The sequence below is a fragment of the Symmachiella dynata genome (assembly GCF_007747995.1).
Taxonomy (GTDB): Bacteria; Planctomycetota; Planctomycetia; order Planctomycetales; family Planctomycetaceae; genus Symmachiella; species Symmachiella dynata.
Window position 1 is genome coordinate 1,694,977 of sequence record NZ_CP036276.1, and the last position, 23,466, is coordinate 1,718,442.

Annotated in this window: 26 protein-coding genes and 1 tRNA gene; 21 read left to right on the plus strand and 6 right to left on the minus strand. The window is 55.2% G+C overall.

Going from position 1 to position 23,466, the window contains the following annotated elements:
* Positions 1 to 314: 314 nt before the first annotated feature.
* From Mal52_RS06485 to Mal52_RS06550, 15 genes are all read left to right on the plus strand, one after another.
* A complete protein-coding gene (locus Mal52_RS06485; RefSeq protein WP_145374895.1) occupies positions 315 to 3,074 on the plus strand; it encodes an NACHT domain-containing protein in 2,760 nt (919 codons plus the stop codon).
* Between the two features lie 693 nt (positions 3,075 to 3,767).
* Positions 3,768 to 3,941, plus strand: a complete 174-nt coding sequence (locus tag Mal52_RS29625; protein WP_197534706.1) for a hypothetical protein — start codon at positions 3,768 to 3,770, stop codon at positions 3,939 to 3,941.
* Between the two features lie 263 nt (positions 3,942 to 4,204).
* Complete coding sequence (locus Mal52_RS06490) at positions 4,205 to 4,498, plus strand: hypothetical protein (RefSeq protein ID WP_145374896.1); 294 nt, start codon at positions 4,205 to 4,207, stop codon at positions 4,496 to 4,498.
* A gap of 81 nt (positions 4,499 to 4,579) precedes the next feature.
* The gene (locus tag Mal52_RS06495) at positions 4,580 to 4,879 is read left to right on the plus strand and encodes a hypothetical protein (RefSeq protein ID WP_145374897.1); all 300 of its coding nucleotides are present in this window, start codon (positions 4,580 to 4,582) and stop codon (positions 4,877 to 4,879) included.
* A gap of 385 nt (positions 4,880 to 5,264) precedes the next feature.
* Complete coding sequence (locus Mal52_RS06500; RefSeq protein ID WP_145374898.1) at positions 5,265 to 5,546, plus strand: hypothetical protein; 282 nt, start codon at positions 5,265 to 5,267, stop codon at positions 5,544 to 5,546.
* Positions 5,543 to 5,743 (plus strand): hypothetical protein, encoded by a 201-nt coding sequence (locus tag Mal52_RS06505; RefSeq protein WP_145374899.1) that lies wholly within the window; start codon positions 5,543 to 5,545, stop codon positions 5,741 to 5,743. The genes Mal52_RS06500 and Mal52_RS06505 overlap by 4 nt, the downstream gene beginning before the upstream one ends.
* A 126-nt stretch (positions 5,744 to 5,869) precedes the next feature.
* Positions 5,870 to 6,103, plus strand: a complete 234-nt coding sequence (locus Mal52_RS06510) for a hypothetical protein (protein ID WP_145374900.1) — start codon at positions 5,870 to 5,872, stop codon at positions 6,101 to 6,103.
* A 2-nt stretch (positions 6,104 to 6,105) separates the two neighbouring features.
* Complete coding sequence (locus Mal52_RS06515; protein WP_145374901.1) at positions 6,106 to 6,429, plus strand: hypothetical protein; 324 nt, start codon at positions 6,106 to 6,108, stop codon at positions 6,427 to 6,429.
* A 267-nt stretch (positions 6,430 to 6,696) separates the two neighbouring features.
* The gene (locus tag Mal52_RS06520; RefSeq protein WP_145374902.1) at positions 6,697 to 7,068 is read left to right on the plus strand and encodes a hypothetical protein; all 372 of its coding nucleotides are present in this window, start codon (positions 6,697 to 6,699) and stop codon (positions 7,066 to 7,068) included.
* 79 nt (positions 7,069 to 7,147) lie between these two features.
* Entirely contained in the window at positions 7,148 to 7,837 is a 690-nt protein-coding gene (locus Mal52_RS06525; RefSeq protein WP_145374903.1) for a Mov34/MPN/PAD-1 family protein, read from the plus strand.
* Between the two features lie 49 nt (positions 7,838 to 7,886).
* The gene (locus Mal52_RS06530; RefSeq protein WP_145374904.1) at positions 7,887 to 8,933 is read left to right on the plus strand and encodes a HesA/MoeB/ThiF family protein; all 1,047 of its coding nucleotides are present in this window, start codon (positions 7,887 to 7,889) and stop codon (positions 8,931 to 8,933) included.
* Between the two features lie 12 nt (positions 8,934 to 8,945).
* Positions 8,946 to 9,590: a hypothetical protein gene (locus Mal52_RS06535; RefSeq protein WP_145374905.1), complete on the plus strand. Its 645-nt coding sequence runs from the start codon at positions 8,946 to 8,948 to the stop codon at positions 9,588 to 9,590.
* 87 nt (positions 9,591 to 9,677) lie between these two features.
* A complete protein-coding gene (locus Mal52_RS06540) occupies positions 9,678 to 11,537 on the plus strand; it encodes a type IV secretory system conjugative DNA transfer family protein (RefSeq protein WP_145374906.1) in 1,860 nt (619 codons plus the stop codon).
* Positions 11,518 to 12,486, plus strand: a complete 969-nt coding sequence (locus tag Mal52_RS06545; protein ID WP_197534708.1) for a replication-relaxation family protein — start codon at positions 11,518 to 11,520, stop codon at positions 12,484 to 12,486. Before Mal52_RS06540 ends, Mal52_RS06545 begins: the two co-directional genes overlap by 20 nt.
* Positions 12,473 to 12,772: a hypothetical protein gene (locus Mal52_RS06550; protein WP_145374908.1), complete on the plus strand. Its 300-nt coding sequence runs from the start codon at positions 12,473 to 12,475 to the stop codon at positions 12,770 to 12,772. Before Mal52_RS06545 ends, Mal52_RS06550 begins: the two co-directional genes overlap by 14 nt.
* 4 nt (positions 12,773 to 12,776) lie before the next feature.
* On the opposite strand, the gene Mal52_RS06555 is transcribed toward Mal52_RS06550, so the two are convergent.
* On the minus strand, positions 12,777 to 13,862 hold the full coding sequence (locus Mal52_RS06555; protein WP_145374909.1) for a tyrosine-type recombinase/integrase: 1,086 nt from the start codon (positions 13,860 to 13,862) through the stop codon (positions 12,777 to 12,779).
* Between the two features lie 206 nt (positions 13,863 to 14,068).
* Here Mal52_RS06555 and Mal52_RS06560 point away from each other — a divergent pair.
* Positions 14,069 to 14,142: transfer RNA gene (locus tag Mal52_RS06560), tRNA-Arg, on the plus strand.
* 45 nt (positions 14,143 to 14,187) lie between these two features.
* Positions 14,188 to 14,472: a hypothetical protein gene (locus tag Mal52_RS06565; protein ID WP_145374910.1), complete on the plus strand. Its 285-nt coding sequence runs from the start codon at positions 14,188 to 14,190 to the stop codon at positions 14,470 to 14,472.
* Between the two features lie 154 nt (positions 14,473 to 14,626).
* Here Mal52_RS06565 and Mal52_RS30455 read toward each other — a convergent pair whose 3' ends face one another.
* Positions 14,627 to 15,202, minus strand: coding sequence for a GNAT family N-acetyltransferase (locus Mal52_RS30455; protein WP_420824940.1), 576 nt, complete (start codon positions 15,200 to 15,202; stop codon positions 14,627 to 14,629).
* 325 nt (positions 15,203 to 15,527) lie between these two features.
* Between Mal52_RS30455 and Mal52_RS06575 the strand changes: the two genes are divergently transcribed.
* On the plus strand, positions 15,528 to 16,061 hold the full coding sequence (locus Mal52_RS06575; protein ID WP_145374912.1) for a hypothetical protein: 534 nt from the start codon (positions 15,528 to 15,530) through the stop codon (positions 16,059 to 16,061).
* Positions 16,062 to 17,813: 1,752 nt separating this feature from the next.
* Here the strand turns inward: Mal52_RS06575 and Mal52_RS29630 are convergent.
* Both Mal52_RS29630 and Mal52_RS06585 read right to left on the minus strand, forming a co-directional pair.
* Positions 17,814 to 18,041: a heavy-metal-associated domain-containing protein gene (locus Mal52_RS29630; RefSeq protein ID WP_197534709.1), complete on the minus strand. Its 228-nt coding sequence runs from the start codon at positions 18,039 to 18,041 to the stop codon at positions 17,814 to 17,816.
* A 4-nt stretch (positions 18,042 to 18,045) separates the two neighbouring features.
* A complete protein-coding gene (locus Mal52_RS06585; RefSeq protein ID WP_420824941.1) occupies positions 18,046 to 19,005 on the minus strand; it encodes a putative iron-sulfur cluster-binding metallochaperone in 960 nt (319 codons plus the stop codon).
* A gap of 128 nt (positions 19,006 to 19,133) precedes the next feature.
* On the opposite strand from Mal52_RS06585, the gene Mal52_RS06590 reads away from it, so the two are divergent.
* Positions 19,134 to 19,538: a heavy metal-responsive transcriptional regulator gene (locus Mal52_RS06590; protein ID WP_145374913.1), complete on the plus strand. Its 405-nt coding sequence runs from the start codon at positions 19,134 to 19,136 to the stop codon at positions 19,536 to 19,538.
* A gap of 1 nt (position 19,539) precedes the next feature.
* Positions 19,540 to 20,370 carry an ankyrin repeat domain-containing protein gene (locus Mal52_RS06595; protein WP_145374914.1) on the plus strand — a complete coding sequence of 277 codons (831 nt, stop codon included), beginning with the start codon at positions 19,540 to 19,542 and terminating at the stop codon, positions 20,368 to 20,370.
* Positions 20,371 to 20,715: 345 nt separating this feature from the next.
* Here Mal52_RS06595 and Mal52_RS06600 read toward each other — a convergent pair whose 3' ends face one another.
* Together Mal52_RS06600 and Mal52_RS06605 are read right to left on the minus strand one after the other, a co-directional pair.
* Entirely contained in the window at positions 20,716 to 21,393 is a 678-nt protein-coding gene (locus Mal52_RS06600; protein ID WP_145374915.1) for a TPM domain-containing protein, read from the minus strand.
* Between the two features lie 73 nt (positions 21,394 to 21,466).
* Positions 21,467 to 22,279 (minus strand): TPM domain-containing protein, encoded by an 813-nt coding sequence (locus Mal52_RS06605; RefSeq protein WP_145374916.1) that lies wholly within the window; start codon positions 22,277 to 22,279, stop codon positions 21,467 to 21,469.
* Positions 22,280 to 23,180: 901 nt separating this feature from the next.
* On the opposite strand from Mal52_RS06605, the gene Mal52_RS06610 reads away from it, so the two are divergent.
* Positions 23,181 to 23,375 (plus strand): hypothetical protein, encoded by a 195-nt coding sequence (locus Mal52_RS06610; protein WP_145374917.1) that lies wholly within the window; start codon positions 23,181 to 23,183, stop codon positions 23,373 to 23,375.
* Positions 23,376 to 23,466: the final 91 nt, after the last annotated feature.

Here is a 23,466-nt window from a genome sequence, read left to right on the forward strand (position 1 = left end):
TGGGCATCCTCCATTCGATAAGGAATTTGGATGTCCACAGCTCGACAGGGAAATGCTTGACCCCAGGATGCCTGATGTGGCATTGTGTACACGTGTCAGCGCCAGTCCAACTGTGGGCGTTGATACACCGAGCGGGGCCGCCCCCAGCGGTCCCCGCTCACCTCAGCAACGTCGCTGAGGCCAACGCTTGTTCGCTGGAATGATTCGTTCGCGTGTATGGGAAATCACCGGGATTGCTTACGGTTTGTGGGACTTTGAACGAAATGGATAGCTTTGGACGAGATTAATCAACTTTGAATGGCTTGGAGGTTTGGGTGGAGAAGAAATACAAGCCCGATGCGAATGCGTTTGAGTCCTATTTCACTGGACAGTTCGGCCTAATGAATCTTAGTCAGCTCCACAGAAAACGATTTAAAGGGCTATTGAGCAAAACAATGCTGTCGAGCGTGAAAAACGGTCACGAGGTTACCGCCCGTACGATCAACGTGGTCGCACATGTTTTTCGTGTTCCACCTGCAAACCTAGTTCACCCAAGCGATGTCGCACGGTTTCTCACTGACTACCCAGATGGGGATAAACCACGCCCTGATCCAGATAGTTCGCCTAATGAGGGAAACGAGGCGGCAAGACAGATTTCAACAACGACGGGTAAGTCTGATGCTGATTCATGTCTCTCACAGGTATCAACAATCGAAACCGTTATTGACTTTCTAGAACGGTTAGTCTTGAACGGGTTCAGAGAAAACGTTGTGTACTTACCGCCAAACCTCACGCCGGGCGACGGTAATTCAAGCAAACCAGACGCGCGAGGTGCAATCGACAATTTGGCACACTTCTGCCTGCCGGTGCGAGTAATCGAGCAGGACGATTGGCAGCGGTTGGACCACCAGCGGGCTGCGCCATTGCGTTCGCGAAGTTGGAATGCGGCACACGTTCGAAACCGCATTGTTTCGACAAGCGAAGACTTTTGTCGAATAGATGGCGAGCGGCAAACGCAACCACAGCCACTGGAGTCAGTTCTTGCGTCTAACCGACACGTCATCCTGCGAGGCGAGCCGGGCGAAGGAAAGACGACATCGCTGTTCCTGCATGTTGTTAAGCAGTGTCGCGAATTGGCGGCGGGATTGTGCAGTGGGCAATTCGACCACTTAAGCGAAGAGTGCCGTATTCCGCTGCCATTGCCGCTCGGGAAGGCTGCGCCGACCAAAGAAGACGAATCGTTTTGTGTCGTTGACAGAGCACGAGATGAAGCCTTGCGAATCGCATATGGACAGGTGGAGAAAGCTCCACACGAAGTCACAGAATGGATTAAAGAAAAGGTGTTGCGCAACGAAGTTGACCTCTGCCTGGATGCCCTAGACGAGTTGGATATCCGCTGGCACGAATCACTTCGTAAAGAACTGGTGCACTGTAGCGGAATGGGTATTTTTCTGACGACGCGAACGTCTGCTGACGATACGAACGTTATTGCGACTGATGTCTGTCATCGCTATCACCTCGTCAGTTTTGGCCCGGCACAAGTTCGGGAATACATCAAGCGATTCTTTTCGCAAGCCGAGAAGAGGGGCGAACAACTTTCTCGCGAACTTCGCGATCAACTGAGACTTTCGCATGGACTTCAGGAATTAGCTCAACTTCCATTGTTATTGGCCTTGCTGTGCCAGTGGTTATCCGCCCGATGGCAGTGGCAGCTCACAGAGATCCGAAGGGACATCCCAAAGAATCGCACAACGCTGCTTAGGGACGCACTGCATCAATTGATGGAACGCGGAGATGCCAAGCATCGCGGGATGCCCGTTTCCCAGTCGCCGAGCGAACGAAATAGAATCAAAGAGACCGTCCTGAGGCATGTCGCTTGGAGATTCTTTGCCGCCGGACCACTGCCAATCGTGAAGCAGGACCTCATTGCGGTCTTGGAACAACACCTTGAACATTCTGTGTGGAAGGGATATGCGCCGCCGCACAACGCCGAGGCGTTACTCACAGAATTTTTGGAAGACGGCGTACTCGTGCGCCAGAACCGAGGCATTTATCGTTTTGTACTTCGCGCTTTTCATGAATTCTGTGTCGCCGAATGGATCTTATTTGAATTGCGAAATTGTAGTCGTGTTTTTAAGACACGCCACTACGTGAGAAGGGTTTGCGGTAATGCCATGACCTGGGGTCGCCGCGACTGGCCTCGGTCGCTTCAACCGATTGCCGAACCCGGCTGGAGTGCGATTTGGCTATTGGTGGGTGAGCAGTTAAAGGGCAAAGAAGTTGCTTTGTTTTTTCGGGCGATCCGCCGGTATCTAAATCCAATCGCCGATCCATATGCGATTCTACTTCACGTTCTAAAAGGGGCCTGGCCGTTGGACTGGCCACTTAATACCTCTGACGAGTATCCTGTAATGGAACTGGGAGCACGTGTTTGTGGGGAAACCGAGAGTTCATGGGGAGCGAAAGCATATGTATCCCGCTTAATCCGCTTGACGAAACACTACTGTTTCAAGGACAAGGTACCATACTTTCTAGCAATGACACGTAAAGAACGTGCATTGGCATGCCTGATTCGTATCGTTCGTGATAACTCAATTGACGTGCAAATTCGATATCAGTGTGCGCAAGCCTTGGGACTATCGGACTCGACCGAAGTACGCAAGGATCTTTTGTCCGTGTCGTACCAAATAGATGACGGTACGCTACGATCTATTTGCACGGAATCTCTAGTCCGGCTTTGCCGATATGGTGACGATGAGTCCATCGAATTGCTTTATACGCTGTTGCTTCATGGTGGCGATACACAGGCCAACCTCCAACACACGGTTGACATGCTTGTGGAAATCGACACAGTTGCTTCAGTTAAGGCAATTAAAAAGGCCGTAGCGGCAGCCGCCGACGGCTACGTGAGGTATCTCTGCATCCACCGCTTAGCAAGACTTGGCCACTCTGAAATGGCGGATCTTCTTGGCAGGATTGACGCCGAAATAAGACGGCAATTGAATCTGGGCGCCCGTGGCTACGTTACTCTGCTAAAGTTTGTCACGTTGCAATTAACGAGGAAAATGAACGAACGCAATACAAAGACGAAATGAGGTGGCAGGGGCCAACAAGCCAGGAAAGCGATCACCATGTCGAAACGACTTTGAGTACAAACAAGCGAGCAGTGCCAGATCTGCATCAGTCGGACGACGCCCAGACGAGTTGGTCTGAATCTGGCACTGCCTCTGCGGCGGATTCACGATCCAACAGTTACGCTGTCGCTTGGGAATTCTGTTCAGAAGATCACGCAAACCGAGTGACATCGGGATTCCCTGAACCCGGCGTTTCTTCTGTCGCGATGGAATAGCAATCCTTGCGTGCCGGCCTGCTTACGTCAGCCTCGGAGTGTGGATGTGACGGGCGGAATTTCAGGGGAAGTCCATCAAGTCGCTGCCACGCAAGTCGCTTTCCCACAGGATGCATATTGCGATTCTGCGATTGGGCGCGGTTTCCTGACTGACGATTGCAGCAGTTCCCTCATCATCCTTTTGAATTCTTCGTCGGTTGTGGGACTGCCGTTCATCACGTCGTTAACGGGCAGTTATTCCAGCGGGGGCACACCTGAGATTCATCGGCGCGGGTGACCTAACCGTGCAAATGGCAGCACCGACCACACCCATCTCGTCAGAATACGCAGCTTCATCGCTTGGTCTCTCCAGCACACATCTCGACTTCCCAGGCACATCCACCACAGTTACACGATTCTGCTCAAAAGCGTAGTTTTCCAGAACAAAGAGTTTGTTCTGATGGCCAACAAGGTATGGGGTAGTCAGAGTCTACAGGTTCTCACCGTCGCTCATGGCAAACTCGTCTGCCTGCACGGACTATTGCAGTACATGATCGAATCGCAACTTGTCGGTTTCGCTCGCACATGGCCGCTCCGCCATCACGGCCTGTCTCACAAACGCCCTGCGGCCTAGTGCCCGACGGTCCGGTGAGCCGGTTCATCTCGACACTCCTAGTGTTCAAGGACCGACATGCAGCGCCTGCGCCAATGGGTAGAGGGCATGGCTATCGGGCCCCTTTGTCGAGGCTTCTGGTGACATCGTCCCATGGAACACCGGACGTCCACTGGACAAGCCGATTCGAGGGCGCTGCCGGTCGTTTTTCAAGAACTCAAATGGAGACAGCGTATATGGCGCGAAACACGTGGAATGTAGCTCGAACGGGAACTAGGTGCTGGTTGGATGATACCAAGGCGATTTACAGGAGGCTGATGTTTTGGTGCGGCATACTCGAAAGCGTATCCCTGTGGGGGCTGTTTTTCGGCATGACGACGGGGATTGTTTACTACAACACATCCGATGTCGTGGCGGCGGCTGCGTCCGGCGGTGTCGCCGCCTCGTGCAAATGGCTGCTAACCATCGCCAATCGTTATGTGTGGGGCAAGATTCGCAGCGTCATCATCCAGCTGGTGCTTGGAATTCCGCCTTTTCTGGCAAGCGACCTTGCCGACTGTGCCGTTCCATTGGAATAGATTTTGTACTTGCGATTCCGCAAGCACGTTGGGTTCCAAAATCGCCCTACTCAAGGCTTAGAAAAAAAGAGAGGAGATGTGATGACTTCAAATCGAGCTGAAGGTGAGACCGCCACATCGACCGATGCGCCGGCATCCCCAGATTGGAAGCGATCGATGGCGGGCAATTCCGTCGCAATCTTCAAAAGTGACGCGAGTGACGAACACGGCGGAAACAGGACACAGACTTCGATCTACGTGCAGAGACGGATTCGGAATCGAGAAAATGGAGAGTGGACGAACGCCAAGTACTTCTATCCGTCTGACATCCCGATTCTGCGCGCTTTGCTAGCGGCGGCTGAACAGCATTTGCTCGCCAGCGATACCGACGTTCCCAGCTGAGCGTGCGTCCGTGATCGAGGAGAGTGAATCTAAAAAGAAAGGATCAGCAAATGTGGCCAATCGAAATGATTATCGTCCAGAACGCGCGGGCAGCAGGTATTTCAGTCGAGCAAAACCTCGAAGAGGCCGCTGCGGGGCAATTCATTCCTGCGCCGGCTCTTGAATCGCGAACCGACAGGACGGATCTGAAAGAGCGCTCGACGAAATCCCAAATGACAAAGTGTGCGGAATGACAATCTGACCCTCTGCGACATCGCCGTCTGAACGACGGCAGTGAAACCAGGCAAGAATCAGGCCGTGCGGGGCCGCATCCCCGGCGGCCTTTTTCTTTGCCTCGCAGAGGGCAACACAGTGTTTCACTGATTTCAATACATACAGAAAAGTAATGGTAAATCTGGAAGATGTCCTTCGGCAGCGGTGGATGAAACGGCTCTTGGCTGACGCCGCGTTGATCTCCCATTGGGCGGATCGCGGCCAGCGAATCGAACAAGCGCGCCGGTTGTTACGAAGCGCGATGTACGAATGGTCGTTGCAAAAAATCACCGACGCGGAATTCCATCAACTTCACGGACTTTTGGTCATTGCGATCTCGAAGCGATCAGAACATCCGGCGGCAGAGCCGCCTGATGTGTCAATTGACCGCGATATGACGGAGATGAACTTGTGAGACAGGGCAAAGCAATAAACGGCCAACCGCTGCTAGGCAAATATCTATTGCAATGCGTCGCCGCCATGAAGAAAGGCTACCATTCTGGCAAGTCGCGGCTGCCTCCCCGCATTGATTCGGCCTCAGTTCTCATCCGAGATCCTTATGACGAACTGGCCTTGAAGATCAAGAACACGTTGGATGAGAGATCGATGTGACGTGAACTTCGCGGATACGGTTTTGGCAAACTTTCGTATTGATCGGTTGGCACTTCAAGTGCGTGGCGACGTCGTCGTCAGTGCATAGCCCAACCAACTCGCTCCTCTAGACAAAAAGGCGGAGACATGAAAATCGAAATTCTCGGACGAGAAGCAAGCGGTACCTGTGACGTCACACAAAAGAAAGACACGCTGGTCTACGTGATTCGCGTGGGTGGCCCGGACGGCGTCGAAAAACGGGTCTGTAAGTCCCGCCTGATCGAGGTGATCGACTGGAACTGCGACCTTCCGGAGAGCAGTCCGGCGACGGCAAAACAGCCGCAACCGTCTCGCGAACCGTGTGGCGCGAAAGGCAATTAGTGATGGCCATCGTCAAGCATTATCGCCATACGGAAACGGGGCACGAATACTCATTCCGTTTCGAAAAGCACGGAGAAACGTGGAAGGTGTTTTGCCTCAAGCACCCGCCGAACCCCCATAAGGGATCGAGCGTCGTGACGCACATATTTTCCGACGGCCGATTGTGCATCACGCACCCGCCCCAATCGGCCGAACAAGCGGCGGCGGCGGCGTTCCGCTGGATGCACGGCTACAGCACGTTCGTCCTCTCAGGGAAATTCCCCAACGACGCCTGCCGCGCCGTCGTGCCCGATTACAACGACGCCCCCGAATGGAACTCGGGCTGACCACTAGCAGTAAAGACACCGGTGTTCGTGTCGCCGCTCGATGCTTGCGGCTCTCTCGTCGAGATCGGCGACGGTTGCCCAGGAGAGACCGATTGATCCAGGAGGCTGACAATGAGACGTCAATGCATGGGAATTGAAGAAATTCCTGACGGAACTCTTCACTGACCGAGTCAACTTCAGTGTGCCTGTGTGCACACATCGCCACGGGAGAACTGTTCTCCCGTGGTCTGCTCTTCACCTCAATTCGTTCAACTTACGGAGGTTTTGATGGAAGCACTCATTCTGTTGGGCATCTGCTGCGGAATCATTGGGGGAATCGCTGCGGCGGCCTGTTGCGCCAACTCTTCGGTCATCAAGTATCGCTGCCGGATCGGCAATCGGTCGTATGAGTTTGACATCAAGCGGCGGCCGAACGGCACCTTTGACATTTATTCCCGGAACAGGCCGCCGAATCGCCGCTTCAGCAACTCCCCCGCCAAGGCGCACGTCTACTCCAACGGGAAAGTCTCCGTCACGGCTGGGCATGCGCCCCGTTCGCTCGATCAAGCCAAGGCGATCGCCAAGCATTGGGCGACAGGCTACCACTCGTACTTGAGCAGTGGAGTCTTTTTTAACGGGCCGGCGCGCATGCGGGTTTGACTATTTTTTTGTTCAAGGTGTCGCAACAAAGCGATGCGACGCCCTTTCTCGAAAACCAAATTTATCAGGATACCTTGCGATGTTTCCAAATGACCTCATGAACCGTGATCTCCCGTCACGTGAACGACAGGAGGAATCAATTTCGGCGTCCGGATCGGCCGACTATGGCTGGCCTGGGCCCGCCGCTCTTCCGCTTTTTCCGCGCCCCCAACTGCCGGAAATTGGCCAGGAGTCCGAGTGCGAGAATTCTCTGGCACAGCCAGATGAAGATCACGGCAGCACGGCGCAATTCCCTTGGTTTCAAGCGGACCGGGTGGCGCGACGATCACCGCCAAGGCTGGTTTTTCGAATCACGCAGTCCTGTTTCCGTGAAACGTTGGAATACCTCGGCCGTCGGCCCCCCGAACAGGCGGGACTACTCTTCGGCCCGAAGGATGATCCGACGCTGGTTACCCACTTCATCGCCGAACGAGGCGGTCACTCGACGAGTGTAACCTTCTCGATCAATGCGCACTTTTGCAACGTTTGGCTCCGCAAATTCAAGGCGGCCCATATGACGTGTCTGGGCGTGTGCCATTCTCACCCCGCAGGCGTTCACACCCCCAGCGGGGGAGACATCGTATTTCTTGAAAAACTTTTTGCGCGGCCGAAGAACACGGATGCGGGGTACGTCCTCCTACCGATCGTTTGCCACGGCCGCTTCTATCCCTATGTGATTCACCAGTCCAGGCCGCACGACGTGTTGATTCCCGAACTGGTTCTCGTCTGAACACCGCAACTGTTTGTCTTTTGAACATTACCGAAAGGACGGTCGTACCATGATTGATTTACGACGACTCAAACAGACGCTCGATACGGAAAAGCTTCGCCATGCCACGGTCGGGATCTTCGGCCTGGGAGGTGGGACCGATTTTGCCGTCGACTTAGCGCGAAACGGTGTGGGCAACTTTCGTTTGACGGACCTGGATGTTGTGGGGGCTGAAAACATCGCCCGCCAAGGTTTTCAGCAGGCCGACGTGGGGACCCCCAAGGTGAAAGCGACGGCAAAGAAGATCAAAGCCGTCAACGCGGAAGCCTCGGTCCTCTACTTCCACATGGATTGTACGAAGCTGACGGATGAAGAGGCGGACGCCCTGTTTGGGGACTGCGATGTGCTCATCGCCGCCACCGACAACCTCGAAGCACAAGTCTGGATCAACCGGCTCGCATTACGCGACGGCATCCCCGCCGTGTGGGTGGGGCTCTATCCGTCCGGCGCTGCGGGGGAGATCATCTTCTGGAAGCCGGGGCTCGACTGCTACCACTGTTTGTGCGAGCACCGCATCCGCAAACACGAAGCCGCCGCCGAAGAGCGGCGTTCGCTTGACCCTCCCAGCGACGGCGTGACTCGATTTGACGTGGGGATCGTGGACGCGATTGCGGGGCACATCGTGCTGGGGCTGCTGACGGAAGGGAGTGACAACCGCTTCGGCCGGTTGATCGAACGCTTGGGCGACCGAAACTTCTTGCAGATCAAGCTCGATCCGGACTGGCAGCTCAACGGCCGCGATGTGATTCGCCGGGGATTGGGCATCGCCGAGGAGTGCGATGCCTACATCTCGTGGTGCACAATCGCCTGTCGTAACGGCGCCACGCTGATGCCATGCCGCGATTGTGTTGAGTTGCGGGGTCACCGCTTTGAAGAGACGAACTGTGGGGAGTTCTCGGTTTTCCACCGCACCGACTATGGAGTCGATCGCGATCTGGTCGGCGGCAAAGAATTATCGGCGGCAGCCGATGAAACAACCCCTCAAGAAGAGGAAGCGGAGTCGGTGAGCAAACGAGCTGCGGACGATCCTCAGGTCGAGCAGGAACTGGGTTTCTGAGGGGGTATGGTGATGGAATTGATCATTGCGTCAGCCGTCTTGTTAGCGGCAGCCGGCTACGGCATCTACCGCAACTATAGCCGCCTGCGGCGAAACCGTCGGCAACGCCGGTGGCAGCACGAGCAACGTCGACGGCAGCAGGTGAGAGAGGCAGCCGCACGCAGGCGTGCGGCCGCCGAGAAGCTGCGGCGCTTAAATGCGATTGCCCGCAACCTGCAATTGGCCCTCATGCAAATCAATAACGCGCGGGACTTTCAACGGGCTGCGTCGTGGGCGGCCAAGGCGCAAGGATTACCGGCCGGGTTTCACCAAAGGCAGTTTCGGCGATTCCGCTCGCGGCTGCGCGACCATGCCCTCAATCGTATCGTTGCCGGTGAGAATCCCGAGCAGGTGCACGATTCGCTGCAGTCGCTGGTTCGCAATCTCGGCATCGCCGAGTTCGAGGCCGACTACTTGATGGCGGAAGTGCTCGACCGGCAGCCCCAGCGCCGCGATGCCAACGGCGCCTTCGAGAACCAATTGCGGCAGTCGCACGACGAGCACCGGCGGCGGATGGAAGTCCTGCACAACATGGAAGGTCTCGACGAGGACATCCGAGAACAGTTGCTGGAAGCGGAACTGGGACGGTTCCGTTCGCGGTTGTTTGGCGAGGTGTGACGGCATTCGTGACACCAATCTGGCACCGGCAATCAGCCGGCTTTCCGAAGACTTTGGATTCACAACCTGCTGAAGGGGAAATTTCCATTGAAACGACTGCTCCCGAAACAGACAGCCAGAGTGCTGCGGTCAGCCCTGACCGACGACAACATGGGGGCCGGCATCCAGTTGAGCGGTGTGAGTGGGTCGGGGAAATCGCGTCTGCTGGTCTGGATCGTGTTCACGTTTCTTTCGCTGGGAATTCCAGGCCTATTTCTGGACCCGCACGGGGACGCGGTCGCTTTGCTTCGGCGAATGACGCTCACACTTCCCCGCCGGCGGCGCAAAAAGATCTGGTTTTGGAGACCGGCCGACGGCGATTGTACGGCCGGCATCAACCCGTTCCTGTTTCGGGAGGAGGGATTGAGCAGTTACCAGCGGGCTGCCCGGCTCCGCGTTCGCTCGGAGCTGTTTTCGAGCATCGTGCTGTCGGACTACGGCGAGACAGAATTCGCCGGCCGGACACGCTTGCGGAAGCACTTCTCGCGGACCACCACGATTTGCGGAGAAAGCCGTCTACCCCCCGCGTTCACGACACTGCTGGTCGATACGCAAAGCCCGCTGTATCCCCTGCTGTGCCAGCTGGCTCCCGACGAAATGGACCGCTACCAGATGGAGATGATCGCCGCCATGCGCCCGGCCGATCAGGAGGCCGAGGTCGGCAGCCTGCGAAACCGGCTGATGAGCACGCTCGGTCATCCCACATCTGATATGCTGTTCTCACGTTGGGACAATGTGATCGATTTCGAGTACCTCTACGACAACGACATCACGTTATTGGTCGACCTCTCCAAACTGGACCTGCTAACCGACGGCGTGCAGCAACTACTGGCCAATACGACTCTGCTGTGCATGCAGTCGGTCGTGATGTCGAAGCCGGAGCACGAGCGACGACGACGATTCTGTGCCCTCGATGAGCTACCCCTATTCGCATCGAGCTTCCCGCTGCTGCAAACGCAGTGCACCGAAATCCGCAAGTTCTGCACCAAGTACGTCTTTAGTCACCAGGGAAGCGCCCGCTTTCCCGGACGGCATGACAACGAATTTCTCAACACGCTCACCGACATGTGCCGTTTGCACGTTTTCTTTCGGCACGGTGCGGGCGATGCGAAGTTTTTTGGGGAGCAGATTTCGCTGTCCAACTGGAATAAGAAGAACAAGGTCAAACACATTCAGCGCACGCCTCAGCAATTTACCGAGGGGCACGAGATCGTAGAACTGACCGACCACGCGACGGCGAACGGCGACACCAGCGGGACGGCCGAGATGGGCGGCACGACCAACCAGATTAGTGAAGCCTTACAGACGGCCGCCGACGCGGCCCGTATGTCACGGACCAGCGGACACTCCGACGCCCGGCAGCATACGCAGACTCGCACCGACAATCGCACGCACACCGAAACCACAACCTGGAAGCAAACCTTGGTTCCGAAGGTCGTCACCCGCGACGTCGTCACGGCGATCCAATTCTATACGCCGGAGGAACTGGACCGCGAGGATGCTGCGCGGATCCGTGAATTCGACACCCGCGAGGCTTTCCTGTTGATCGACGGGTTGGCGACCTATGAAATCCAAACACCCAAGGTGACCGATCCCTACGCGACCACGCCCCGTTTCGCACGGCGGAAGCTGAATGAATGGTTTCAGCGGCAAATCGCCAATCGCCCTGAGTTTTCGACGCCGTTGGAGATTGAACGGGAACGGCAGGCCTTTCTGGAGAGGCTCATCAGCGAATTGCAGCGGATGGCCTACGAACGGCCACGGGGAACGATTGTCGCTCCGTCCCGGTTGCTGATCCAGCCGCAGGCGACGCTCATTCTGCCAGATGATGCAGCGGCCGACAGGCAGCGTCCTGAATCACAGAACGATGTCGCGAAGGAGGCCACCGATGCCCCGTGGGAAATCTAACATTGTGCCGTCCCCGATTCGGTTGCTGCCGGCCCACATCGAGCAGTTGCAGACGCTCGGTGAAGTCGAACTGCTCGACTCGGACGATTTCGGTTCACGGTTTTATCCGAACGATAGGACGGGCCAATCCTATCGCCGGCGGTTGCGGCTCTACACGCAGCACGGCCTCCTGCAACGGATCGAGCTACCGCTCGTATCGACCGGACGACAAGGGAGATTACCAAATATTTACCGGCTGACTCCCAAGGGGGCGGACCTGCTGGAACAGGAAACTGGCCAGCGGCCTCCACGATATGCCCGCAGCGATCCGCCGCGCCAATCCCACACTTGGCTGCACCGGCTCGGCATCGCGAAGATTCAGCTCAGCTTCAACGACGCCTGTGCCCAGGCGGGTCTGCCCAAGCCGGACTGGCTGCTGGAGTACGACACGCTGCCGGAGGCAAAGATCAATGGGCCGATGTCCGAGCGGTTCGTTCTGTGCCACCAGTTTCCGTTGGCCAACGGCAAAAAGCTCACCGCTTGGCCGGATGCGGCCGCCCTGTTGCGCGTACCTCAAGCCGGGCAGATTTGGCGGCTGGGACTGTTTGTCGAGTACGACCGTTCGACGGAAACGCACACGCAGCTTAACGGCACGAAGCGGTCGCACGCCGGAAACGGCAAGCTTGACGGCTACAGTGCGTTGTTGAAGACAGGTGAATACCAACAATATTGGCCAGACGCCGACGGCGTGCGCATCCTATTCGTCGTCCGCTCCGAAGGCCGGCTGCGGAATATCGCTGAGACGTTCCGCGATCACGGGGTGGCCGATTCCGTGCGGTTTGCCGTTGAGGCGGAGATGACACCCGAGCGGGTTCTCAATTCACAGATTTGGCGAACAATCGACGGTGAAAGACGCAGTATCATTCGCGGCAGCACAAGCACGGTGCGAGATTCCGATGCAACTTCTTAGTATTGAAGAGGCGGCACGGATGCTCGGCTATACGACAAAAGGACTCAGAAAAATCATTGATAGATCGCGTGCCAAAGCGAACGGCGCGCACACGTCCGGACCGACCATCCGCTTTTTCCAGACAAGCAAAGGGGCACCCATCAAATTCAAATCTGAATGGATAGAAGAATTTGTCGAAAGGCACACGATAGAACCAGAGGCCGCGCCATCCATTCGAAAAAAGCAACACAAGAAGGAGAAGCAAGTCCCGGCCTATGGGCTTGATCCGCAATTCTTCGACGTGTGATTAATCAGACCGCCTCCCAGAGCGGATCGTTGTCGATTTCGCTCCACTGCAGATAATGCTCACGGCAGACTTGCGGTGTGTTTCCCATCAACCGTGCCAACGTCTCGATATTCGTCGGTTTGCCGGACCAATACCCTTGCAGAATCCGTTTTGCGAATGTATGCCGGCACGAATACATACAGCAGTCCTTGTCGAGTTCAACTCCTTGCTGGGATAGCCGCTTCTTGAGCGTACGGAAGCGCTGCGACAGATTTCGCCGTTCCCAAGGCGTTCCCACGCTGTTGCGGAAGATCGGGCCTTGTGAAAATTGCTCGGCGCATACCCGTGTGATTTCCATAACGCCCGGATCGGTGATCCGAATTACGCGTTTCCTGCGGTTCTTGATCTCACTCGGTTTGAAAACCCATTCCATACGATCACCGTGATCAACAATGTGTTCTTTGGTCAGCTTGGCAAACTCGGAACCGAAGCGTGCCCCCGTCCGTATGCAAACACGAATTGCAGTTTCCAATTGGGGATTCGCATGCTCGTACATGGCCTGTTCTTGCTCTGGCGTGATATAAGTCACCCTGCTGTTGGAACGGGCGAGCTTGTAGCCCCGAATCGGATTGCTTGCGATCATATCTCGTTCGACTCCGAAGTTCAGTGCGCGCTTGACAGCCTGAACGCGGGTACGGCATCCACCGTTCCAATTCTCGTGAGCAGACAGCCACTCATCGATGTGCGCCCAATTCAACTCGGCAGCCGGTAAATTCCCAAATCCGGGATGAATCCGTTTGTTTGACATCTCGGCTCTCTGCTCCCGCGTGAGCCGTTTCGGACCGCTGCCGTCCTTTTTTCGGTATTCGGGTGGCAGCCCAAAGCAGAAATCGAAGAGAGTATCGGCACGATCGAAATGAGTTTTTTCGGCTCCGTTGGTCTTTGCATATCGGAGGTAGGCCAAGCAAACGTCCAGCACCGTGATGTCGTTCTGAACCTCGACAGCAGTTTGCTTGTCCAACAGAAATCGGGCATACGCTTGCTTCAAATCCTGATCATCGGCCAATTGAACTTTGATATGTTCGCCGTTTTCGTCACGCAACGGGAGCATATTGTGCCTGCTTGAGACGTACCAACCCCGACTTTTTCGGAAGAAATACCCCTTGTTACGGCTCCCCTTCTTGCGACCCCCACGTTTTTTTGCCATAATCCCGTTCTCACTTGGCCTCTGCATAAAAGGCCGTTTACTGCCAAAAATACTGCCAACCGACTCTATATGGCATTTTACGGCTGCTATTTCAGCAGACAAGTGGCTAAGCACCCCTAGCTCAATTGGATAGAGCATCGGTCTACGAAACCGAAGGTTAGTGGTTCGAATCCACTGGGGTGTACTTCTTCTTTCTCGCCACGCTGGCGAGGTGACCCGCTGCCGATGCATGTGGTGGCATTGCGACTTTATCGGCCTGCTGCGGATTAACGCGGGGCAGGGTTCGACGCCGATAGACCTGACGGGCCTCACCGTGGGATTTCACCTGGTGAGGGTCACCGGCGTGACGGTGGGCGATGCGGAAAACGGTTTGGTTTCCAAGGAGTTTATCGCGGCGGTTGTGGAAACGTCTGGGCGGTTCTACGGGTACTTTGTTGCGATCGACGGAGACGGTAAAGAAGAGACGTTTCCGGTGGATGGGCGGCGGTTGGTGGTGAAGGTTTATGGGGATTGAGGGGGGGTACAAAAATCGGGCGTTTTTTGGCGTATGTCACGCGCGACGACTTGTTGACACACACAGATTCGCAAGCTCTCGAAACTGCATCGGTGTTTCACGCCGACGCTAGTTAAAGGTGCGATCAGACGCGTGCAGCGGCAGCCATTGGGTTTTACCAATAGGCTGGTTCTCTGAAGGCCTCAACGCAAGTACACTCGCCGGACAAGGTCTCGATTGAATTGCCAACGAGCGATTGGCCAAGCCATCCTTCTGGTTGCGATAGCTCAAAGGGAGCCATTACGGTCTCGTGTGATATGGCTCGGAACCCAACCTTGCTGTAGAATTCTGGGTCTCCATAAGTCAGAGCAACGCTTGCCCCTTCGTCCCGTAACGCATTCAGGCCGTGACGAATCAATGCCTGGCCTACGCCTTTGCGTTGGTGGTCGCTGTGTACCGCTACTGGGGCCAAGAGAAAAGCCTGTATGCAATCTACAAATCGCAGGCGACTGAAGAAAATGGAACCAATTATCTGGCCATCGATTTCCGCAACGAAGTTCAACAGATCACACTCGTCCGTCTTCTCGAACAAGTCAATGGCCAACCGACCAATCAATGTCCCTTCGCTTTCCCCTTCGGAATTGGCAAACACCGATTCGAAGAGCTGCACAATTGCCCGTGAATCATTCTTCGTATGATGTCTAAGCTTCATGGCGAGTAAAGACTCCGTTGTGTGTCGCACGAGTATCATGGCAAATTGTTGGCAAAATGAGTAGGCGTTGAATGCATCGGTGGCTCAAAGGAACCAATCCGCAGGGGGATGGAAGTCACTTGCGCGCCGCAGTGGTGGGCTTGTGATTGCTCGTAAACGATTCGCGAGTGCGTGGATGGCTACGCTGCATGATGGTGCGAGGTGCGGTGAGGGCACCGGACTTCCGGAGGTGAATCTCCTGATTATTCGCATATTCGGATAAAGTACTACGGGTTTTTAAGCGCTATCAGCCTATTATACCTTTGTGGTTACTGATTTGAGCCCTTGGCACTCAGGGTTAGCCCGGAGAGCAATAGGGTTTATTGTGGATGTCACGACGCAATTTTTGGTCTATAGAGCAGTTCAGTTGCAGGTTTCAGACAACTGCGAAGTATTGGGGTTTCTGACGCCGCCCGGATCTGAGTTGCCGCGGAAACCCGATGAGATTGTTGGTAAGAAGCTGGTAGATTTTCTCTCTGAGCTATCGTTTACCAATCGCGTGATGCGCGCCGTCAGAGACGTTCTTGCATACGGCGATGAGCGAGTCTTCTTGGACGCGATTTTACTTACAAACGGTGACTCACACTTGGCGCGTGTTACAGTCAGCCGCAGCGACTCAAATCCAGAGACGGCAGACATCAAATTTAGCGACGAAGGAATCTCGCTTGAGAATAACGATAAAGATCGTGGAATCATGCACTCCGAGTTTCGCGCGTGGCAGTTGCGAGCAACCGGGATGAGCACTGTTGACATTGCGATTGCCATGGCAGTCAGTCGCAGATTGGTTAAGCAACTGATCTTGCGGTTTGAGAGTAAGCGAGCGGGTGGAAAAGCAAATCACTGCAAAGATCGACACTGAGAACGAATAATTCCCAATCCCACAAATTGGAGAAGACTTTCAAGTGCAGTTTAGGCGTGAATCGGCGGTCCCCAGGGACTGCTTTGTTCGTGCGTCTATCGTCGCTGTGTTGAGTTGCTACCTCAATTGGATAGAGCATCGGTCTACGAAACCGAAGGTTAGTGGTTCGAATCCACTGAGGTGTACTTCTTCTTGCTTCGCCACGCTGGCGAGGCAACCCGCTGCCGACGCATGTGGTGGCATTGCGACTTTATCCGACTGCTGCGGATTGACAAAATTGATCGTTTCCGAGAACACGACATCAGCTGGCTATTGTGCTAGCCAGTGTAAGCCCCACAGTCTCCAGTCCGCGACATCCATTATTTCGTAATATCGTGGTTCACGGAAATCGAGGACCATAAGCGAACGCGCAGATAATTTCGTAGGACCAAACGATTATAAACGGAAGAAAGGAGAGGGAAGCACCAATTTCCGCCAATTTCTCGCCGATTTTCGAACCGTGACGATTGGCAAACCGACAGCATGATTGTGCGAGTGGTGTACAAATCAAGAATCCAAAGATAGTTGGAACAAACATCAGATGAAGCCAGCTTATGGGTAGTAAAGAGAATGCCAACTGATTGTGAAATACAGACTCATACCAGTAAATCGCATAGGTAGTGACGACGAAAAGTGACGGTGCTAAGCCGATCAATAACCCCAGAATTCCGACAATTCCCCCTGCATCTGTGAACCGTGGCTGTCGGATATTGGCAGTCTCATCTCTTGTCATGGCTGGTTCCCCCCAGTCAGAATTTCTAAATCAAATCAAAGTTTTCGAGACTCGTTCCGATCAGATCGCACCGGTTGCTGGCTCACTCAATGTTATTCTCCGACCGAGCTAATCGATTGACATTACCTTCTCAGTAATAAACGAGTTTATTTGGCAAGATTTGCCAAATCGAAAAACAAAACTTTGGATTGATGTGCGAGCAGCGGCTGGGACACACCCATCCAGGTTGTGTTGAATCGGCGCTTCACAGTGAAGCACCAGTGGGGAATGGTGTCCGAAGCGTTGTCTGCTAAGGACGTCGTTGCGTCCGGTCGACGCTTCGCCAACTTAGCAGTTAGGGGGCAACGAGGTGGCGGAAGCGTTTACGCTGAATGGGGGGGCTGGTCGTCGTGAAAACGGTCGATATTTTGCGTGAGTCTGCTTTGGCGAGTTTTGAGACTGACAGTCAATGAATCCAGGCTCTGGGGCTGCACAAATCCCTCCGGACACGCCCACCTGTGTCACAAAATCGGGCCTTGGCAACCGACCAAGCGACTCACTTTGTGGCGCCGTTCGATTGACAATGCTTCCTCTGAGGTGATCGCCACCGCCTGCAGATGCGCGAAAGGCTGAGACGCTGAAGTTTGTCTGCGTCTGTAGATTCACGAACTTCCAGAGGTCGATATAACCGAGGTGCCGTAGAATGCTGCGAGCCACGGTTGTCAGGTGTTCACAGGTAACTACTCAATAACCCCTTGTTAACTTTCTTACCCTAACCCCAACTCAAAGCAAATCCTCCGGTGTTTTCCCAGCTAGCATCCTCGAATTCGCAAGGGTGACCGAGGGGTTATTGAGCAGTTACGTTCACAGAACTCGAACCAGCGGAAACATGTTCCGCGTGGCGGGTGTCCGAGTCCCTCCTCCGCCACTTTCGACGGGCAGGCAGAGTACGGCTATGCAGGCAAGACGACTCATGTTGTGAATACTTTCGGATGAAAGTGTTAGTCCGTTGAGTCTATTGGCTCGCCGGCGTAACCGACCTTGGCCAGAGCAGACTTGATTTCGGCAATCGGCACGGGACAGCAAGCTTTCGCCCCGATGGTCGCTTGTTTGGTTCCGTAGTTCACTTCCACCGCGATCACGCCGTCCACACGTTTGATCGTTTCAGCAACTGTCGTCGCGCAGCCTTCACAAGTCATGCCCTCAATAGCGAGAACGGCGCGGTTCATATCATCATGTTACAACCGCGTTGCCACCAGCACCGAAGAGCAGACCGACATAGCTTGGAAAGGCCAGGAACGCGATCGCCAGCACGGTGACGACCCACAGCATGACTTTGTTCATCGCGGCCATACTCCAACGCAACGTCGTTTTGGGCGTACAGCACTCTAATTCGCCTACCATAGTCGAGTCACAGCACGACGCATCGTGGTTCGCATCGCTTGCTGGCCGAGGCCGGTAAGTGAAGTAAAAGGCGGCTCCCAGAAACCCGAATGTGATGAGCATGAACAGGGGTCGATATGTCTCGAGTGCGACCGCGATGCCGGTACCGGACACGCCTACGGCCAATAGGACCAACGGAAGCCAGCAGCAGCTCGATGCCATGATCGCCGAGACGATGGTCCCGACCTTGGCGATCTTCTCTCCCCGGCCCGAAGGAGGTTCGGAACCAATGTGCGATTCCGTCGCTGCCAATTCACCTTTCGCGATTTCAATTCCCTTGGCCACGCTTCCGAGGCAGCAGGATCCGCTGGGATTCGTCACTTCACAATGGCACGCCTCTCCTTTCATCCGCGAGCGGATGTCCTCGACCGCGGTCGATTCTCCCGTTGCCTCCAGCTCACGCTTGATGCTGGTCACCGAGTGGTCAAAGCAATAACAGAGCGGGCGGTCGCCAGCTGTCTCCTTGACCCCCACTGCAACTTTCAGTTGTGGTTTGACAAACGTATCGTCACTCTGCTCCGCGAAGTACACAACATCGCATGCCGGCGAGTCACAGAAACGCCAGCCGGTGTCTTCGTTGATTGCGTGACATCCCGTTCCATCGGTCTGGCAACACGAATCGCCGTCTTGGAATCCTGATGCAGCGGGTTCCTTCAACAGGCTGCGAATCGTGCGCAGCGAAACACGTCTTGCTTTATGGCCGCAAGTCGGGCACGTCTGTCTGGTTGCGGTTGTAGCGTTCTGGTTCATGGCTTCTCAGGCCTATGTTGTGAATCCGGTCATCTGCGTCTATTATCGAGGTTGCACCTAAGTGCAAGGTCAAGTGGATTTGCAAAAAAACTGAAAACCAGTTTCCCAAGGGCGATTTGAGCATTGCTATGCCCAACGATTACACCATAAGCCAGTTGGCCAAAGCGGCTGAAATTCCGACAACGACAGTTCGCTACTACGAGCGAATCGGGCTTGTTGAACCCGATAATCGCAGCCAGGGAAACTACCGCTTGTACAGCGGTGAGTCGCTCAACAAGTTGAAGTTCATCCGCGCGGCACAAGCAATCGGGTTTACGCTCGACGACGTGAAGGCGTTGCTCTCCGACGACGATGGCGGCATTCCGACGTGCGGCAACGTGCAGCGCCTGATTGAGGAGAGACTGGCGGATATCGACCAGCGGCTGAAGGACCTACGGCGCGTCCGCAAGGTGTTGAAGAACGCGCTCGAGCAATGCCAGACCCAAAAGAAAACAGACTGCTGCCAAGTCGTGGCAGGATTGAAGGCCCAATGAAATGAGTCAACTGAAAAAAGCGATTGTCGCCGGCGATGTCGAACGCGCCCGGCAGCTTCTGAATGAGAACCCAAAGCTGGCTTCCACGCCGATCCGCTGGGGCAGCATTCTGAACAGCTGCCAGACTGAGCCGCTTCACTTCTTAAGCGATGGCCCTTTCAATCAACTCTGGGATCACGGCCGGCAAGCGGAGCTGGCACGCGCTCTGATCGACGCAGGCGCTCCGGTGGACGGACTTCCAGGAGGTGGAGAGACGCCTCTTCACGGCGCGGCGAGTTTGGGAGAGGCGGGTGTTGCTCAAGTTCTGATCGACGCCGGCGCGAACATAGAAGCAGTTGCCTCCTATCCCGGCATCCCCGATGGCACGCCGCTGGATTTCGCCGTTCATTTCGGCATGGTCGAAGTCGTCGACCTGCTCTTAAGAAAGGGTGCGAAGGTTTTGTCGACACGAATAGCGGCCGGAGTTGGAAAACTCGATCGAGTGCGAGCGGACCTTGAGTCGGCATCCTTATCCAATGAGCAAGCGTTTGACGTGCTGCGTTGCGCCGTAGTCTGCGATCGTATTCCCGTCGTGGAATACTTGCTCGATAGCGGTCTGGATGTGAACGTGATGGATGGGAAAGCGACCGCATTGCACTGGGCGGCCTGGGAAGCGAAGCCGAACATGGTGTCGTTTCTGTTGAGTCGTGGCGCGGACGCGACGCTCCTGGATGCGAAGTATCAAATGTCGCCTGGTGGCTGGGCCCGGCATCGTCGCAAGGAAGTCGGGCCACGTTGGGGGCACGACGAAGTAATTCGAATTCTTGAACACCATGTCTCTGAACCAGCCTGAACGAGGTGTAGTGGCGGCAAGGAGATGATTTGAGTCCACAAAAGTCGCCTCCGGCTTCTACTTGCCGCTATTCACTACTGAGAAATTGTGACGGGACTTGTTCGTGCGTAAGGACGAACCGTCCGGCATCACGTAATCAGTTCCGCCCCCCACGCAAACCGGGTACGACGCCGCTTGGCTAAAAAAAGATCATGCAGCGGAATTAACACACGCTTGATCTACGCACCGCAATTAGGCGACAGCTGGCGGTCAAGACCTGCGTCGATTGATTCGGCAACGGCTAGTACGTGGATTGATATGAACCACGGACCGTGCACGCCTAAAGGCCAAACCAAAAAACGACAACTAATCCAAAACCACCAGAGCATCAGACAATTCGTTGATGTCGTTGTCGTCTCGGGGCAGGACCCCGGATAGTTTTTCGCCGGTGGTGGCGATGGCGTTGCAAAGGGCGTTGGGGATTGTGCCGGAGCCCAGGTCGGTGGTGAGTTGCTGGCAGATTTCGTCTAGGGCGGATTGGCCGAGTTTGGTTAGGACCGATTCGTCAGCGATGATGGCGGCGCGGTGTTCGAAGAGGGAGACGTAGATCAACACGCCGGTGCCGCCGGCTGTGTGGTGTACGCGGCGGTCGTAGAAGACAGACCGGGCTCGCTGCAATACGTCTTCTGCCATTTGTGCTTTGGGGGTGAAGAGCGCCCGCAGCCAGTTCACACGCATCGCCAGCACCACGCCGACGAAGAATCCCGCGACTAGTGAAACGATGTAGACGAAGAGTTGAAATGCGGCGGAGGGGCCGCCCCAGCTGTTGGCATCGGTTGAGGGGCTGGGCGTGAGCCACCACGCGGCGATAAAGGCGAGGACGCCGCACCACAGGCCAACGATGTCTTCGGGACGATCGTAACGGCCGGAAGACTTGGCGACGACCGGCATGATTTCGGCTGAGGTCTTTGCCTCGGCGGCAACGACCGCTTGAGTGATTTGTTGATGATCTTGTTCGGTGAACAGTGCGTTGGTATTGGTCATGGCTGGAATCCATCGCCTCAGGTGATGTACACGGTCAAACTGTTTGGGCATCAACAAAAATCGGCTGAGAAAGCTACCAAGAGCCGCTGGCCCCGCCTCCGCCGGAAAAGCCGCCACCTCCGAAAGAGCCTCCAGAGTAGCCGCCTCCGCTGCCGGAATTCGACAGCATGTGGTACAAAATCGCCCCGATGCCTGCGAAGACGAGGCCCCAGAATAACCAAGCCCAGCCGCTGGAGCCGCGGCGGATCAACGACACGACGGTAAAGATGCCCAGGCCGATCGCTCCAATGAGGACCGGATAAAACCAAGCAGGTTTGGGAGCGGCCGGCAGTTTGAGATCGCGGGCCATTTTTTCCAGCGACTGCACACCGGCGAGGATTCCCGCACTGAAGTTTCCTTGTTTGAATCGTGGGATGATCTGCTCGTCCATGATCTGCAGACACAGGTCATCCTTCTCGCGCCCCCAACCGGCGCCTAATTCAATACGCGCCTTGCGGTCGTCTTTCGAGACCAACAACAGGATGCCTTTATTCCATTGGTTCTCTCCCAATTTGGCGGGGCCGATTTGCCATTGGTCAAACAGCAACCGGGCAAAGGTCTCAATCCGCATCCCCCGACCGCCATGATCGGCCATGGAATTGATGGTGACCACGACCAGTGGAGCCGCCTTGTCGGTCAGAAGCTTGTCCGCCAATTCGCGAATTTGTGTCGCATCGGCCTCGTTGATCAATCCCGCTTTGTCCAGGATAAATTCCCGCTGTCCGGGCGGATCGAGTTGGATCAGATTGTCGTTTTGCTGATAAGCCAAAAGCGCGGAGGTGTTCAGCAACAGGCAAGCGGCAACGAGACAGCCGATTCGGAAAGGAACATTTCGCGGGCGTATCACGGACTGAGGCTCCTACAAGTCGTTTCAAAACCCTCTGACGCATCTCGCTGACAATAAAAATGCAGGTTTCCGGAACAGACGCAACCGGGTTTTGAAACAGGTTCTAGCTATCGATGAAAATCCTAACGCATTCTCCGGAGATTGTAGTCAGGTCCCATCGAATAGTGAAATGCGTGACGACTAAGGTTGTTTCCGCTGCGTGTGCTTCTATTTGGCGACGGTATTCTTTCATGACACCCGCCGTCCTGCGGCTATCCTTTTCTCGTACGGGATCGTCAATTCGACAACAGATGTTGTCAAATCGTGGGCGGATGAGGGTGTTCATTTTGCTGCTATTACTGTTTTGGGATGACGTAACGCTTTTATCCGAATGCGTTTAGCGATTTTGGGCGGCCGGCTGGGCATGGCAATTGCTTTGTTGGATTGCTGGACATTGTTAGACGGACGGTTTTGCTTGTTTCCGCCTTTTACGCGGCCTAAGATTTCATAGTCGCACGCATTTTGGGGAATTCAACCGTGGCACGCAGGTGTGTGCTCGGCTCGTCTTGACCCGATTCTGTTGAATTGCGATGATCATCCCCTGACGGGACAGATTCACTGGGAAAATTCTGTGTTACAACATTTCGCCACAATATTGACGTTGCTCGTTTCGGTTTTGCATGCCGGACTGGGGTGCTGCTGGCACCATGTTCATGCCTGTGAAACCTCTGCCGTTTCTTGTTGTTCGAATTCTCAGGACCACATCACCTGTACGTCGAAACGGGGCGACTCTTCTTGCTGTCATCACCGGCATGGTGATGATTCAGTTGCCCGTCTGTCCTCAGAACCTGCTGAAACCTCGCAACCTGCTGACGACGATGGACATCACCATCAGCACCAGCAGTGCGAGAAGAGCGGGTGCGTGTTTGTCGTCGGTTCACGAACGACATTTGTCCCGGACTCGCAATCTCGCTGCTCGCTGGATGTCCCGGTCGTCATTGTTGAGACGTCGGTCGGTTTAGCGCCCGCTGTGTCGAGTCGAGCGACGGGTGCTTTTCGCGGCGTGCTGTGGGATGGTGCGCATGCTCCGCAATGGACTCAGACTTGGTTGCTGTGAGACTGCGTCTCAAGGCCCGAGTTTGACGTTATAAGCTGCACGCTTTTAATCCGCAGCATTTCTTCTGATCCGCTTTATTAGGGTTGTTTGC